Annotated in this window: 19 protein-coding genes; 13 read left to right on the top strand and 6 right to left on the bottom strand. The window is 39.2% G+C overall.

Annotated elements, in window-relative coordinates; all coding sequences use genetic code 11:
* Nucleotides 1-132: 132 nt before the first annotated feature.
* The 5 genes from sodA to ACERDH_RS04355 all read left to right on the top strand — a co-directional run bounded on the left by sodA (nt 133) and on the right by ACERDH_RS04355 (nt 4,556).
* The gene (gene sodA / locus ACERDH_RS04335; protein ID WP_000974733.1) at nt 133-738 is read left to right on the top strand and encodes a superoxide dismutase SodA; all 606 of its coding nucleotides are present in this window, start codon (nt 133-135) and stop codon (nt 736-738) included.
* Nucleotides 739-894: 156 nt separating this feature from the next.
* A complete protein-coding gene (locus tag ACERDH_RS04340; RefSeq protein ID WP_218493872.1) occupies nt 895-1,425 on the top strand; it encodes a YutD family protein in 531 nt (176 codons plus the stop codon).
* 20 nt (nt 1,426-1,445) lie between these two features.
* On the top strand, nt 1,446-2,531 hold the full coding sequence (gene rlmN / locus ACERDH_RS04345; protein ID WP_000804762.1) for a dual-specificity RNA methyltransferase RlmN: 1,086 nt from the start codon (nt 1,446-1,448) through the stop codon (nt 2,529-2,531).
* The gene (locus ACERDH_RS04350) at nt 2,531-3,013 is read left to right on the top strand and encodes a VanZ family protein (RefSeq protein WP_084862391.1); all 483 of its coding nucleotides are present in this window, start codon (nt 2,531-2,533) and stop codon (nt 3,011-3,013) included. Before rlmN ends, ACERDH_RS04350 begins: the two co-directional genes overlap by 1 nt.
* Before the next feature lies 1 nt (nt 3,014).
* A complete protein-coding gene (locus ACERDH_RS04355; RefSeq protein ID WP_386680594.1) occupies nt 3,015-4,556 on the top strand; it encodes an ABC-F family ATP-binding cassette domain-containing protein in 1,542 nt (513 codons plus the stop codon).
* A gap of 55 nt (nt 4,557-4,611) precedes the next feature.
* On the opposite strand, the gene ACERDH_RS04360 is transcribed toward ACERDH_RS04355, so the two are convergent.
* The 4 genes from ACERDH_RS04360 to ACERDH_RS04375 all read right to left on the bottom strand — a co-directional run bounded on the left by ACERDH_RS04360 (nt 4,612) and on the right by ACERDH_RS04375 (nt 7,065).
* The gene (locus ACERDH_RS04360) at nt 4,612-5,415 is read right to left on the bottom strand and encodes a peptidylprolyl isomerase (RefSeq protein WP_386680597.1); all 804 of its coding nucleotides are present in this window, start codon (nt 5,413-5,415) and stop codon (nt 4,612-4,614) included.
* Between the two features lie 305 nt (nt 5,416-5,720).
* Complete coding sequence (locus ACERDH_RS04365) at nt 5,721-5,945, bottom strand: helix-turn-helix transcriptional regulator (RefSeq protein WP_001041097.1); 225 nt, start codon at nt 5,943-5,945, stop codon at nt 5,721-5,723.
* 2 nt (nt 5,946-5,947) lie between these two features.
* Nucleotides 5,948-6,544, bottom strand: coding sequence for a hypothetical protein (locus tag ACERDH_RS04370; protein WP_386680601.1), 597 nt, complete (start codon nt 6,542-6,544; stop codon nt 5,948-5,950).
* Nucleotides 6,545-6,921: 377 nt separating this feature from the next.
* A complete protein-coding gene (locus tag ACERDH_RS04375; protein ID WP_386680604.1) occupies nt 6,922-7,065 on the bottom strand; it encodes a hypothetical protein in 144 nt (47 codons plus the stop codon).
* A 175-nt stretch (nt 7,066-7,240) separates the two neighbouring features.
* Here ACERDH_RS04375 and rpsP point away from each other — a divergent pair, with 175 nt between their 5' ends.
* The 7 genes from rpsP to ACERDH_RS04410 all read left to right on the top strand — a co-directional run bounded on the left by rpsP (nt 7,241) and on the right by ACERDH_RS04410 (nt 10,643).
* Nucleotides 7,241-7,513, top strand: a complete 273-nt coding sequence (rpsP, locus tag ACERDH_RS04380) for a 30S ribosomal protein S16 (RefSeq protein ID WP_000268760.1) — start codon at nt 7,241-7,243, stop codon at nt 7,511-7,513.
* Nucleotides 7,514-7,532: 19 nt separating this feature from the next.
* Nucleotides 7,533-7,772: an RNA-binding protein KphA gene (gene kphA, locus ACERDH_RS04385; RefSeq protein ID WP_000379617.1), complete on the top strand. Its 240-nt coding sequence runs from the start codon at nt 7,533-7,535 to the stop codon at nt 7,770-7,772.
* A 44-nt stretch (nt 7,773-7,816) separates the two neighbouring features.
* Nucleotides 7,817-8,149 carry a MazG nucleotide pyrophosphohydrolase domain-containing protein gene (locus ACERDH_RS04390; protein WP_386680610.1) on the top strand — a complete coding sequence of 111 codons (333 nt, stop codon included), beginning with the start codon at nt 7,817-7,819 and terminating at the stop codon, nt 8,147-8,149.
* Between the two features lie 97 nt (nt 8,150-8,246).
* Entirely contained in the window at nt 8,247-9,035 is a 789-nt protein-coding gene (locus ACERDH_RS04395; protein ID WP_024057003.1) for an alpha/beta fold hydrolase, read from the top strand.
* A gap of 30 nt (nt 9,036-9,065) precedes the next feature.
* Nucleotides 9,066-9,584, top strand: a complete 519-nt coding sequence (gene rimM, locus ACERDH_RS04400; protein WP_084862384.1) for a ribosome maturation factor RimM — start codon at nt 9,066-9,068, stop codon at nt 9,582-9,584.
* Nucleotides 9,574-10,293 carry a tRNA (guanosine(37)-N1)-methyltransferase TrmD gene (gene trmD / locus ACERDH_RS04405; protein ID WP_084862382.1) on the top strand — a complete coding sequence of 240 codons (720 nt, stop codon included), beginning with the start codon at nt 9,574-9,576 and terminating at the stop codon, nt 10,291-10,293. The genes rimM and trmD overlap by 11 nt, the downstream gene beginning before the upstream one ends.
* 11 nt (nt 10,294-10,304) lie before the next feature.
* Nucleotides 10,305-10,643 (top strand): ATP cone domain-containing protein, encoded by a 339-nt coding sequence (locus ACERDH_RS04410; RefSeq protein WP_001196040.1) that lies wholly within the window; start codon nt 10,305-10,307, stop codon nt 10,641-10,643.
* 30 nt (nt 10,644-10,673) lie between these two features.
* Here ACERDH_RS04410 and ACERDH_RS04415 read toward each other — a convergent pair whose 3' ends face one another.
* Nucleotides 10,674-10,994, bottom strand: a complete 321-nt coding sequence (locus tag ACERDH_RS04415) for a hypothetical protein (RefSeq protein ID WP_386680616.1) — start codon at nt 10,992-10,994, stop codon at nt 10,674-10,676.
* Nucleotides 10,995-11,092: 98 nt separating this feature from the next.
* Between ACERDH_RS04415 and ACERDH_RS04420 the strand changes: the two genes are divergently transcribed.
* Complete coding sequence (locus ACERDH_RS04420) at nt 11,093-11,308, top strand: YdbC family protein (protein WP_000807437.1); 216 nt, start codon at nt 11,093-11,095, stop codon at nt 11,306-11,308.
* 53 nt (nt 11,309-11,361) lie between these two features.
* On the opposite strand, the gene ACERDH_RS04425 is transcribed toward ACERDH_RS04420, so the two are convergent.
* Nucleotides 11,362-11,898: a biotin transporter BioY gene (locus tag ACERDH_RS04425; protein ID WP_386680620.1), complete on the bottom strand. Its 537-nt coding sequence runs from the start codon at nt 11,896-11,898 to the stop codon at nt 11,362-11,364.
* Nucleotides 11,899-11,907: the final 9 nt, after the last annotated feature.

The raw sequence follows: 11,907 nt of genomic DNA on the forward strand, positions 1-11,907 counted from the left end.
AGATTTGAAGAGATTTTCGAAGAGTATTATTAGAAAGTATTTCAGTGATTTCCTTATCTATAAGCAAAAAACTTGAAAAAAGTGAATGTTTGCGTTATCATTTTCATATAGAAAGAAAAAGAGGTATTACAGATGGCTATTATCTTACCAGATCTTCCATATGCATACGACGCTTTGGAACCATACATCGATGCGGAAACAATGCACTTGCACCATGACAAACACCATCAAACTTATGTCAACAATGCTAATGCAGCTCTTGAAAAACACCCTGAAATTGGTGAAGACCTTGAAGCCTTGCTTGCTGATGTAGAATCTATTCCAGCTGATATACGTCAAGCGCTTATCAACAATGGTGGTGGACACTTGAACCACGCTCTTTTCTGGGAATTGATGACTCCTGAGAAAACAGCTCCTTCAGCAGAACTTGCAGCAGCAATCGATGCAACATTTGGTTCATTCGAAGAATTCCAAGCAGCCTTCACTGCAGCAGCAACAACTCGTTTCGGTTCAGGATGGGCATGGTTAGTTGTCAACAAAGAAGGTAAACTTGAAGTGACTTCAACAGCAAACCAAGACACACCAATCTCAGAAGGTAAAAAACCAATCTTGGGCTTGGACGTTTGGGAACATGCTTACTACGTGAAATACCGCAACGTGCGTCCTGACTACATCAAAGCTTTCTTCTCAGTAATCAACTGGAACAAAGTAGATGAATTGTACGCAGCAGCTAAATAATGATAGTTGGAGGGAAGAATTGTTCTTCTCTTTTTAAGGTTATATTATTTTGGTCTGACAAAATCGTCAGACTTTTTTCATTTTTATGAGAAACGTGCTAACTGCTAGAAATTATGGTAGAATAAAGTATTAAGTAATCGTGGAAAAAGGATATCTATGCGAAAAGAAATTGCACCTGAATTATACAACTATAACAAGTTTCCTGGTCCTGAGTTCCATTTACATGGGGACAAGGTAGAAACGGAAGGGATCGCTTTTTCCTTGGTGGAAAATATCAAAGATGCCTTTGATGTGACGGCTTTTAATCAGCGTTTTTCAGAAGTATTAACCAAGTTTGATTATATCGTGGGAGACTGGAGCAACGAACAGCTTCGCCTACGAGGTTTTTACAAGGATGATCGAACAGAAGAAAAACTTGAAAAAATCAGTCGTTTACAAGACTACCTTTTAGAGTATTGTAGTTATGGTTGTGCCTATTTTGTTCTAGAAAATGAAGCGCCTAAGCGAGCATCATTTGACAAGAAAATACGTAAGAAGGAAGAAGAAACACCTTCTAAAAAAGGAAAGAAACCGACTCAAACCAAACGAAAACCGAATGCAGATAAGAAAAATAGACGTCGTCAGAAAGACCAGCATTCTCAGAAAGAGGACAAGGGACAACGTCATTTTGTCATTCGTCAGAAGTGAGTAGAGAATAAGGAGAAGAAATGAAACCGTCAATTTATAGTTTAACGCGTCAAACCATGCAGGAATGGGTATTGGAGCAGGGAGAAAAGAAATTCCGTGCAGATCAAATCTGGGAATGGCTTTACCGTAAACGTGTCCAGTCATTTGAAGAAATGACCAACCTTTCCAAGGATTTGATTGCTAAGCTTAATGACCAGTTTGTGGTCAATCCCTTGAAACAACGTATCGTGCAAGAGTCTGCTGATGGTACGGTCAAATATCTCTTTGAGTTACCTGATGGTATGTTGATTGAGACAGTACTTATGCGTCAACACTATGGTTTATCAGTCTGTGTGACCACTCAGGTTGGCTGTAATATCGGTTGTACCTTCTGTGCCTCTGGTTTGATTAAGAAACAACGTGACCTCAATAACGGTGAAATCGTAGCGCAAATCATGCTGGTTCAGAAATACTTTGATGAGCGTGGTCAGGATGAACGCGTCAGCCATATCGTTGTCATGGGTATCGGTGAGCCTTTTGATAACTATAACAATGTCTTAAATTTTGTTCGTACTATCAACGATGACAAAGGAATGGCCATCGGTGCTCGTCACATTACGGTTTCAACCTCAGGTTTGGCCCATAAAATTCGTGATTTTGCTAATGAAGGAGTTCAGGTCAATCTTGCCGTTTCCCTTCACGCACCTAACAATGAGTTGCGTTCAAGCATCATGAAGATTAACCGTGCCTTTCCGATTGAAAAACTCTTTGCAGCTATTGAGTACTACATTGAGACAACAAATCGTCGTGTGACCTTTGAGTATATCATGCTAAATGAAGTTAATGATGGTGTTGAACAGGCCCTTGAGTTAGCTGAATTGCTCAAGAATATTAAGAAATTGTCTTATGTAAACTTGATTCCTTACAACCCAGTTAGTGAGCATGACCAATATAGCCGTAGTCCTAAAGAGCGCGTGATGGCTTTCTATGATACGCTTAAGAAAAAGGGGGTCAACTGTGTGGTTCGTCAAGAACATGGTACAGATATTGATGCAGCTTGTGGACAATTGCGCTCTAACACAATGAAACGTGACCGCCAGAAAGCAGTCGCAGCAGTCAATCCTTAATGATGAAGAAAACTTATAATCATATTTTAGTATGGGGAGTCATTTTCTATAGCATTTGCATTGTCTATTTTTGCTTTACTCCTCAAGGACATTCTCCCGTGGGAGTGGAAACTCCAGGTATTCAGCATCTTGGACGCCTGGTTTTTCTTTTGACTCCTTTCAATTCTCTCTGGAAACTGGGCCAAGTGAGTGATGTGGGACAATTATCTTGGATTTTTTTACAAAATATCCTCAATGTCTTCTTGCTTTTTCCTTTGGTGTTCCAACTCCTTTATCTCCTTCCAAACTTGCGGAAAACAAAAAAGGTGCTACTTTTTAGTTTTCTAGTGAGCCTTGGAATCGAGTGTACGCAGTTAGTCTTGGACTTTTTCTTTGATTTTAATCGCGTCTTTGAAATTGATGATTTGTGGACCAATACCTTGGGTGGCTATCTGGCTTGGTTCCTATATAAACAATTACATAAAAACAAGATAAGGAATTAAAATGAGTATTTTAGAAGTTAAAAATTTGAGTCACGGTTTTGGTGACCGTGCAATTTTTGAAGATGTTTCCTTCCGTCTTCTCAAAGGAGAACATATCGGTCTGGTCGGTGCTAATGGTGAAGGAAAATCAACTTTTATGAGCATCGTGACTGGTAAGATGTTGCCAGATGAAGGGAAGGTTGAGTGGTCCAAATATGTGACTGCTGGATACTTAGACCAACATTCTGTCTTGGAAGAAGGACAGTCGGTGCGTGATGTTCTCCGTACAGCCTTTGATGAGCTGTTTAAAGCAGAAGCTCGTATCAATGACCTTTATATGGAAATGGCTGAAGATGGAGCGGATGTTGATGCTCTCATGGAAGAAGTGGGAGAACTCCAAGACCGTCTGGAGAGTCGTGATTTTTATATCTTGGATGCCAAGATTGACGAAGTAGCGCGTGCCCTTGGTGTCATGGACTTTGGCATGGATACGGATGTAACTTCTTTGTCAGGTGGGCAAAGAACCAAGGTGCTTTTGGCTAAACTTCTCCTTGAAAAGCCTGATATCTTGCTTCTAGACGAGCCGACCAACTACTTGGATGCTGAGCATATTGACTGGCTTAAGCGCTATCTCCAAAACTATGAGAATGCCTTTGTACTTATTTCGCACGATATTCCATTCCTGAACGACGTGATCAATATTGTCTACCATGTGGAGAATCAACAGCTGACGCGTTATTCTGGTGACTACTATCAGTTCCAAGAAGTCTATGCTATGAAGAAATCTCAGCTAGAAGCAGCCTACGAACGTCAGCAAAAAGAAATTGCGGACCTCAAGGACTTCGTGGCTCGAAACAAAGCGCGTGTTGCAACACGAAACATGGCCATGTCCCGCCAGAAGAAATTGGATAAGATGGATATTATCGAACTGCAAAGTGAGAAACCAAAGCCATCATTTGATTTCAAACCGGCTCGTACGCCAGGGCGCTTTATTTTCCAAGCTAAGGATTTACAGATTGGTTACGACCGTCCACTCACCAAGCCCTTAAACCTTACCTTTGAACGCAATCAAAAGGTTGCCATTATTGGAGCAAATGGTATCGGGAAAACAACTCTTTTGAAGTCTCTCTTGGGAATTATCCCGCCTATTGCTGGGGAAGTGGAGCGCGGTGACTACCTAGAACTCGGTTATTTTGAACAGGAAGTAGAAGGCGGTAATCGCCAAACACCACTAGAGGCTGTTTGGAATGCCTTTCCAGCTCTCAACCAAGCAGAAGTTCGTGCAGCCCTTGCTCGTTGTGGTTTGACAACTAAGCATATCGAAAGCCAAATTCAGGTCTTGTCAGGTGGGGAACAAGCCAAGGTTCGTTTCTGTCTCTTGATGAATCGTGAAAACAACGTTTTAGTGTTGGACGAGCCGACAAACCATTTGGATGTGGATGCTAAGGATGAACTCAAACGTGCCCTCAAAGAATACAAGGGATCTATCCTTATGGTCTGCCATGAACCAGACTTTTATGAAGGCTGGATGGACCAAATATGGGATTTTAATAATTTAACTTAAGAATGAGAGTAAAAGAAATACAGTACCGAATGTGGATACTGTATTTTTTTGGTTTTTAAGATTTAAAATCGTAGTCTTTTACTACTTCGATGCTATCGATAGTAATAGCAGTAGTTGGCTTGTCTTTTTCATCTTTTCCGGCTTTGGCAATTTTATCTACAACATCCATACCGTCAATCACTTGACCAAAGACTGGGTGTTTACCATCTAGACTAGGGTTTCCACCTTCTTTGTAGGCTTCAATGATTTTCTTTGGATACTTGCTTGTAGGGAGTTTAGCAGAGGTATCTGTAGAGTTTTGGTTGATGAAGAACTGGCTACCATTGGTGTTTGGTTGACCAGTATTGGCCATAGAAAGAGCACCACGGATGTTATAGAGATAAGGAGTAATCTCGTTCTTGAAACCAGTTCCCTTGTCTTTTGTCTTATCCTTGTCATGCCAGATGGACTGACCACCTGTACCATCTCCCTTTGGATCTCCAGTTTGGACCATAAAGCCATCGATGACACGGTGGAAGGTAATGCCGTTATAGTAGCCTTCCTTGGCATGAGTGAGAAAGTTTTCAACTGCTAAAGGAGCTAGCTTAGGGAAGAGTTTAATACGGATATCCCCTTGACTTGTGTGGAGAATCACTTCGGCTTCATCTTCAGCAACTTCCTTAGAAAGTTGAGGGAAGTTGGCATTCTCGTTTGTTAAAGCATCGTTTAACTCCTTGGCAGATTGTGCTGCTGCTTTGGAGCTTTCCTCAGCAGCCAAGCTAGAATCAACATAGTCATCACCACGCAGACTGCGTTGAATGCTGCTACATCCAGCTAGGGCTACAGTGGACAGTAAAAGAAGGGTTGCTAGTTTTTTCATTCTGATCCTCTCAAAAATTCATTTCTACCATTGTACCCTAAAAGGAAGTGGATTTCAAATGTTAGTGACAAGACAGTTTAAGAGGAAGCCAACCAGAAAGTCGCTTGTTTAGGGGTATCAATACCATAAGTGTACTCGAAGTATGTAGGAAACCAGATCTTAAGAAAGTTCGTAAAGAATCACAATTAGTAAACGTTAATTCGAAAGAATTACTATATTTTAAAAGAGCACATTTTCAAAGGATTTTTTCTTTTGGCTTTACTTCCTAATTAATCAATGAACTTAATACTAGGTCTCGAAAAGAATTATGCTTCCTCTTTCTGTCTGAGTTCAAAGAGGTCTTCTACTTTCAGATTAAAAACTTGAGCAATTTTAAGAGCCATTTCCAGAGAAGGGTTGTAACGGTTATTTTCCAAGTGTAGAATTGTCTCGCGTCGCATGCCGATGAGGTCGGCTAACTCCTGCTGGGTCATGCCTGTGGACTCACGAACAGATTTGAGATTAGTAATAATTTTGCTTTCTTTGGCCATGCTTATCCTCTACGTTCCAAGATAAAATAGACAACCGCAAAGATGCTAATCAAGGCAGCTATGCTAATAAATATTTGGCCCATGTAAAGAGTGAGAGCCCCCATATACCCAATGATAACTGCTAGAATCATCAGTGCGCCTAGTATAAAAACAAACATCAAGCTAGCTGCCTTGGCTAAATTAGCATAAAAGCGTTCGTCCGGAGTTTCCTTGACATTTTTCAAACAGAAAAAACCAAATAAAATCAATTCAATAACGAGGCCAATTCCCATAATCCATTCTTTAATACCAGAACTTACGCTTGGGGTCGCAACCCAAATCCCTACTGTATAAAAAATGCTTGCTGCAAAAATAAGTATCGTGTAAAGCTTAGCAGACAAGTCAAAAATAATCTTCCCCTTACCTTTCTGAATCTTATGAGGCCGTGGTTTCATATTTAGCCAGCTCCAAATAGCTATAATTTGACCTGACACTGAAATACCAGTAATAACTAACTTGGGTTCCCAACTAAGATTAGAACCAAATAAAACAATAAAATCAATAAAGAGAGCTACGGCAATCATTGCAATGAGGCCACGCATTTTTTGACTTTTTTTCATGATAGACTCCTTTTTGTGTTATAAATATATAACACTTAAATTTTATGTTATAAATATATCACATTTAAATTTGGAAAGCAAGAATTTATGTGCCAAGGTGGCAATTATTTGAAAAAATTTTTTAATAAAAGCCCTTGATAGTCAAACAACTAAAGAATTCTTTGAAGCAATGCATCGGATTTGGTTTGGATAGTTTCGTTAATAATATTTGATGATAAAGAATTTTTGAAAAATCTAGATACTGTATGAATCTCTACTTTTTTTCTTAGACTGTTATAAAGTCTGTCAGAATAAGCTTTGTAGGTGTAGAAGTTAATTTTTACAGAACTAAATTATTCCCCTATTTAGAATCTATTAATTCATATTTTATAACTTAATTAGTAGATATCGTTCTTAAAATCCTTGATATTTCCCTTGGAAACACGCTTGGGATTTAGGAGCCAAGAATCCAAATCACGTTTAGGTGAGATGAAGGGCTTAACTTGGTGGTCTTTATAAAATGTTTCTAAAATAGGATTCATGACATTCTCTTTCTGATTTTTCTTTAAAAATATAACAAATTTCTAACTGGTTTAAAAATTTTATAGTCTGTCAAGTTTTTTTCTTGACACCTGTTAGAAATCTGATATAATAGAACATGTGCTAAATAGCTCAGCTATTTCACCGAAATAAAAAATAAGAAAAGAGACTTTAAAAATGGCAGTTAAAATCCGTTTGACTCGTATGGGTTCTAAGAAAAAACCTTTCTACCGTATCAACGTAGCAGATTCACGTTCACCACGTGACGGACGTTTCATTGAAACAGTTGGAACATACAACCCACTTGTTGCTGAAAACCAAGTAACTTTGAAAGAAGACCGCGTTCTTGCATGGTTGGCTGATGGAGCTCAACCTTCAGATACAGTTCGCAACATCCTTTCAAAAGAAGGTGTATTGAAGAAATTCCACGATTCTAAATTCTCAAAATAAGTTTAAAGTAGGTTGACAGATGGATACGATTGAAAATCTCATTATTGCGATTGTGAAACCTTTGATTTCACAACCAGATGCCTTAACTATCAAGATTGAAGATACACCAGAGTTTTTGGAATATCATTTGGATCTTGATCAAAGCGATGTGGGTCGTGTAATCGGTCGTAAGGGTCGCACTATTTCTGCGATAAGAACGATTGTCTACTCTGTCCCAACTGAAGACAAAAAAGTAAGAATCGTTATTGACGAAAAATAAGAAGGGCGGGACAAATGTCTCGCTTTTTTTGCAAGGAGCAGGATATGAAGGATTTAACGTTTAGACAATTACAAGACTACTTACTGGAACATTACAAGCAGTCTCGGACTGAAGAAGGTCTCTTTATGAAGTTAGTGGAGGAAGTCGGGGAAGTAGCTGAGGTTTTGAATGGTCGTTCTGGTAGAAAAGAGGGCGTTCAGGATTCTAACGAGGAACTAGCAAAAGAATTGGCTGATATCATTCACTACACTGTCGCAATCGCAGCCATCAACCATATTGACCTAACTAAAACCATCTTTGAGAAAGACAAAACTGCAGCCATTAAGTACCAACATGAACGTGATTTGGAAGGATTTTTGAAGGAATTCGAGAGTTGACATACTTTTTCTCCAACTTGAGAAAATCCTTGGAACGTGATAAAATAAAGGATAAGGATTTTTTATAATTCATTATACAGAATGAGTGGATTTCTTTATGAAGAGGATTGAAGTATCTACAGAAATTGGTAGTCTCTCTGTTACTTATCAAAAGCAAAAGAAAATGCTAGTTTGTTTAAGTGGTGCAGGTTTGCTACCAAGTTATGAAAATTTTTCACTTATACTCGAAAAACTTCCTCCCACAATTGGTTATTTGACAATTGATTTTCCAAACACAGGTAGAAGTCCGATTCATGACCAAGCTGGAAAAAATCTGGATAATCTTGCAGATGCGGTTTATGAAGTACTTGAAGAATTGGCGATTTCTGAATATATACTTTGTGCACATAGTTTGAGTGGAATTTTAGCTTGCAAGTTGCTCAAGAAACCAATTAAGTGTCAGGCTTTAGTAGCAATTGAACCGACAACTAAAAAAGTCATGTTTGCTGATTTTTCAGAAAATCCTTATCCAGAAATGGAAGAGCAGATGATGCTGATTGAGGAGTGTGGTCCTGAACTTTATTTTAAGAGCTTAACTCAAGCCACATTTAGCCCTGAAATCAATAAAGAAATCTGGGAAATAATGCAAGAAAAAGGTTCAGAGTTGCAAAATCAAGATTCAGAATTTCAGATATCTGGAGAGATTACTGAGGAAGATTTTGAGAATTTGTCGATAGAATCTCATGTCCCTGTATTTATTTTTTGTCAGGCTTATAGAGAAAAAGAGTACAGAGAATCAGAATATTGGACTTCCAATACTAAACTCATTTTAGGAGGGAATCACCATTATTTACAATGGTCAGAATCAGAAAAAATTGTGACTATTATTCGAGAATTGTCAGAATAAGATGGAAATAAATAGACTACAGGAGACAAGATGAACTACTTTAATGTTGGGAAAATCGTCAATACGCAGGGGTTACAGGGTGAGATGCGAGTCTTGTCTGTGACGGATTTTGCAGAAGAACGGTTTAAAAAAGGGGCTGAGCTGGCTTTGTTTGATGAAAAAGATCAGTTTGTTCAAACAGTGACCATTGCTAGCCACCGTAAACAGAAGAACTTTGACATTATTAAATTCAAAGATATGTACCATATCAATACCATTGAAAAGTACAAGGGGTACAGTCTCAAGGTTGCTGAGGAAGATTTGAATGATCTAGACGATGGTGAATTCTACTATCATGAGATTATCGGTTTGGAAGTCTATGAGGGAGAGAATCTGATTGGAACTATCAAGGAAATCCTGCAACCAGGTGCCAACGATGTCTGGGTGGTCAAGCGAAAAGGCAAGCGTGATTTATTATTGCCTTATATCCCACCAGTGGTTCTCAATGTTGATATTCCAAATAACCGCGTCGATGTGGAAATATTAGAAGGGTTAGACGATGAAGATTGATATTTTAACCCTTTTTCCAGAGATGTTTTCTCCTCTAGAGCATTCAATCGTTGGAAAGGCTCGAGAAAAAGGGCTCTTGGATATCCAGTATCATAATTTTCGAGAATATGCTGAAAAGGCCCGCCATGTCGACGATGAGCCCTACGGAGGTGGTCAGGGGATGTTGCTCCGAGCCCAACCCATTTTCGATGCCTTTGATGCTATTGAAAAGAAAAATCCGCGCGTCATTCTCCTAGACCCAGCTGGCAAGCAGTTCGATCAAGCTTATGCTGAGGATTTGGCCAAAGAAGCGGAACTGATATTTATCTGCGGTCACTATGAGGGCTATGACGAGCGTATTAAGACCTTGGTGACAGATGAGATCTCCTTGGGCGACTATGTCCTGACTGGAGGAGAGTTGGCGGCTATGACTATGATTGATGCTACGGTACGCCTGATTCCAGAAGTGATTGGCAAGGAGTCTAGCCACCAAGATGATAGTTTTTCTTCAGGCCTTCTTGAATATCCTCAGTACACACGTCCCTATGATTATCGAGGCATGGTTGTCCCAGATGTTCTGATGAGCGGGCACCATGAAAAGATTCGTCAGTGGCGATTGTATGAGAGTTTGAAGAAAACCTATGAACGCAGACCGGATTTGCTTGAACATTATCAACTGACAGCAGAAGAAGAAAAAATGCTGGCAGAAATTAAAGAAAACAAAGAATAAAGGAGAAACCTATGCAAGTAATCAAACGTGATGGAGAAATTGCTGAATTTAATCCAGACAAGATTTACCAAGCTATCTTAAAAGCAGCCCAGACTGTCTATGTATTGACAGATGATTTGCGTCAAAACCTTGCACAAGTCACTAAGAAAGTGGTTTTGGATTTGGAAGAAGCCAAGGTGGAACGTGCTACCATCAGCATGATTCAGTCTATGGTTGAACATCGTTTACTGGGTGCAGGTTACATTACCATTGCAGAACACTACATTTCCTATCGTCTACAACGTGACTTGGAAAGAAGTGGTTATGGAGATCATATCGCAGTTCATTTACATTTTGAACAAATTCGCTAAGAAAAAAGAGTGGGATGAAGCAACTACATCTCACTCTTTCTTAAATCTATTTTTTTGAGCTGTTTGGACGGTCGAAGGGACGAATCGAAGGCGTTGAATATCGCTTATGCGGATAATACGGGTCACATTTTTAGCAAAATTTTTCACGATAATTTGCTGGCGTTGCTGATCGTATTTGATGATGTCACCTGTAAAGCTTGTCTCAGACAAGATAAGGTGAACAGCAGTTTGTTTCTGGATAGCCTCTTCAATAGTGGATGTAAGGGAGTTGGTTTCAGTCTGGTCTGGTTCTTCATGCCCATTTAAAAAGTCATGTATTTTATCTAGAACTTGCTGGAATTTATGTCTCATAGTGGCCTCCCTTCTTTTATATCAATATTATATAAAATTTTCCTAAAATCTACAAGATTTTACGAATAATCAAATGAAAGCTAAAAAAGGAGAAGAAAATGGCAGAATTTACATTTAAAATCGAAGAGCACTTGTTGACTCTTTCTGAAAACGAAAAAGGTTGGACCAAGGAAATCAACCGTGTGAGCTTTAATGGTGCCCCTGCAAAGTTTGATATTCGTGCTTGGAGCCCAGACCACACTAAGATGGGCAAAGGAATTACTCTCTCCAATGAAGAATTTCAAACGATGGTGGATGCCTTTAAAGGCAATTAAGTTTTCAAAATAAAAGAAAAGGATACTGAGTCATGATAACTCGATATCCTTTTTTAGTTAGCAAAGTAAGCTTGATTTTTAAGGCGTTGAAGTAATGGACGGCTAATAAAACTAATAGCAATAATTTTACCAAGGTCTGGAATGATAAAGGGAATGACCCCCACAATAAGAGCTTTTTCAAATGCCATTCCAGCAAGAAAATGTAAGCTGAGAATCCCGCCGACAAAGACAAGGGCATCACCCAAGAGGTTTGCAAGAAAAATCTTGACAACACTACTCTTGCTGTTGGTTAGAGAGGATGTAAGTCCAGAATAAACAAGATAAAACCAAAGATAGCCTGCAGTAGGGCCAACTAAAGCCTGAAAACCAGCTCCACCTCCTGCAAAAACAGGAAGACCGATAGCACCTAGAAGAAGATAGAGTCCAACAGAAAGTACAGCCTCTCTCGGTCTAAAGACAGTAGCAATCAAGCCGATTGCAAAGTTTTGCAGAGTGAAGGGAACCGGTCCAATTGGAAGACTGATTTGTGCCAAAACAGCAATGAGAGCAGCTCCAATAGCAGGGATAGCATAAATATGAGCTTTTTTCAAAATAGTTAA

It is taken from the genome of Streptococcus bovismuti (genome assembly GCF_042436615.2).
GTDB lineage: Bacteria > Bacillota > Bacilli > Lactobacillales > Streptococcaceae > Streptococcus.

Excerpts from the sequence above, each read along its gene's own strand:
- rimM (WP_084862384.1), top strand. The coding sequence starts at position 9,066 with ATGAACTACTTTAATGTTGGGAAAATCGTCAATACGCAGGGGTTACAG.
- ACERDH_RS04395 (WP_024057003.1), top strand. The coding sequence starts at position 8,247 with ATGAAGAGGATTGAAGTATCTACAGAAATTGGTAGTCTCTCTGTTACT.
- kphA (WP_000379617.1), top strand. The coding sequence starts at position 7,533 with ATGGATACGATTGAAAATCTCATTATTGCGATTGTGAAACCTTTGATT.
- ACERDH_RS04340 (WP_218493872.1), top strand. The coding sequence starts at position 895 with ATGCGAAAAGAAATTGCACCTGAATTATACAACTATAACAAGTTTCCT.
- ACERDH_RS04370 (WP_386680601.1), bottom strand. The coding sequence starts at position 6,544 with ATGAAAAAAAGTCAAAAAATGCGTGGCCTCATTGCAATGATTGCCGTA.
- ACERDH_RS04365 (WP_001041097.1), bottom strand. The coding sequence starts at position 5,945 with ATGGCCAAAGAAAGCAAAATTATTACTAATCTCAAATCTGTTCGTGAG.
- ACERDH_RS04415 (WP_386680616.1), bottom strand. The coding sequence starts at position 10,994 with ATGAGACATAAATTCCAGCAAGTTCTAGATAAAATACATGACTTTTTA.
- ACERDH_RS04350 (WP_084862391.1), top strand. The coding sequence starts at position 2,531 with ATGATGAAGAAAACTTATAATCATATTTTAGTATGGGGAGTCATTTTC.
- sodA (WP_000974733.1), top strand. The coding sequence starts at position 133 with ATGGCTATTATCTTACCAGATCTTCCATATGCATACGACGCTTTGGAA.
- ACERDH_RS04355 (WP_386680594.1), top strand. The coding sequence starts at position 3,015 with ATGAGTATTTTAGAAGTTAAAAATTTGAGTCACGGTTTTGGTGACCGT.
- ACERDH_RS04390 (WP_386680610.1), top strand. The coding sequence starts at position 7,817 with ATGAAGGATTTAACGTTTAGACAATTACAAGACTACTTACTGGAACAT.
- rpsP (WP_000268760.1), top strand. The coding sequence starts at position 7,241 with ATGGCAGTTAAAATCCGTTTGACTCGTATGGGTTCTAAGAAAAAACCT.
- ACERDH_RS04375 (WP_386680604.1), bottom strand. The coding sequence starts at position 7,065 with ATGAATCCTATTTTAGAAACATTTTATAAAGACCACCAAGTTAAGCCC.
- ACERDH_RS04360 (WP_386680597.1), bottom strand. The coding sequence starts at position 5,415 with ATGAAAAAACTAGCAACCCTTCTTTTACTGTCCACTGTAGCCCTAGCT.
- ACERDH_RS04410 (WP_001196040.1), top strand. The coding sequence starts at position 10,305 with ATGCAAGTAATCAAACGTGATGGAGAAATTGCTGAATTTAATCCAGAC.
- ACERDH_RS04420 (WP_000807437.1), top strand. The coding sequence starts at position 11,093 with ATGGCAGAATTTACATTTAAAATCGAAGAGCACTTGTTGACTCTTTCT.
- trmD (WP_084862382.1), top strand. The coding sequence starts at position 9,574 with ATGAAGATTGATATTTTAACCCTTTTTCCAGAGATGTTTTCTCCTCTA.
- rlmN (WP_000804762.1), top strand. The coding sequence starts at position 1,446 with ATGAAACCGTCAATTTATAGTTTAACGCGTCAAACCATGCAGGAATGG.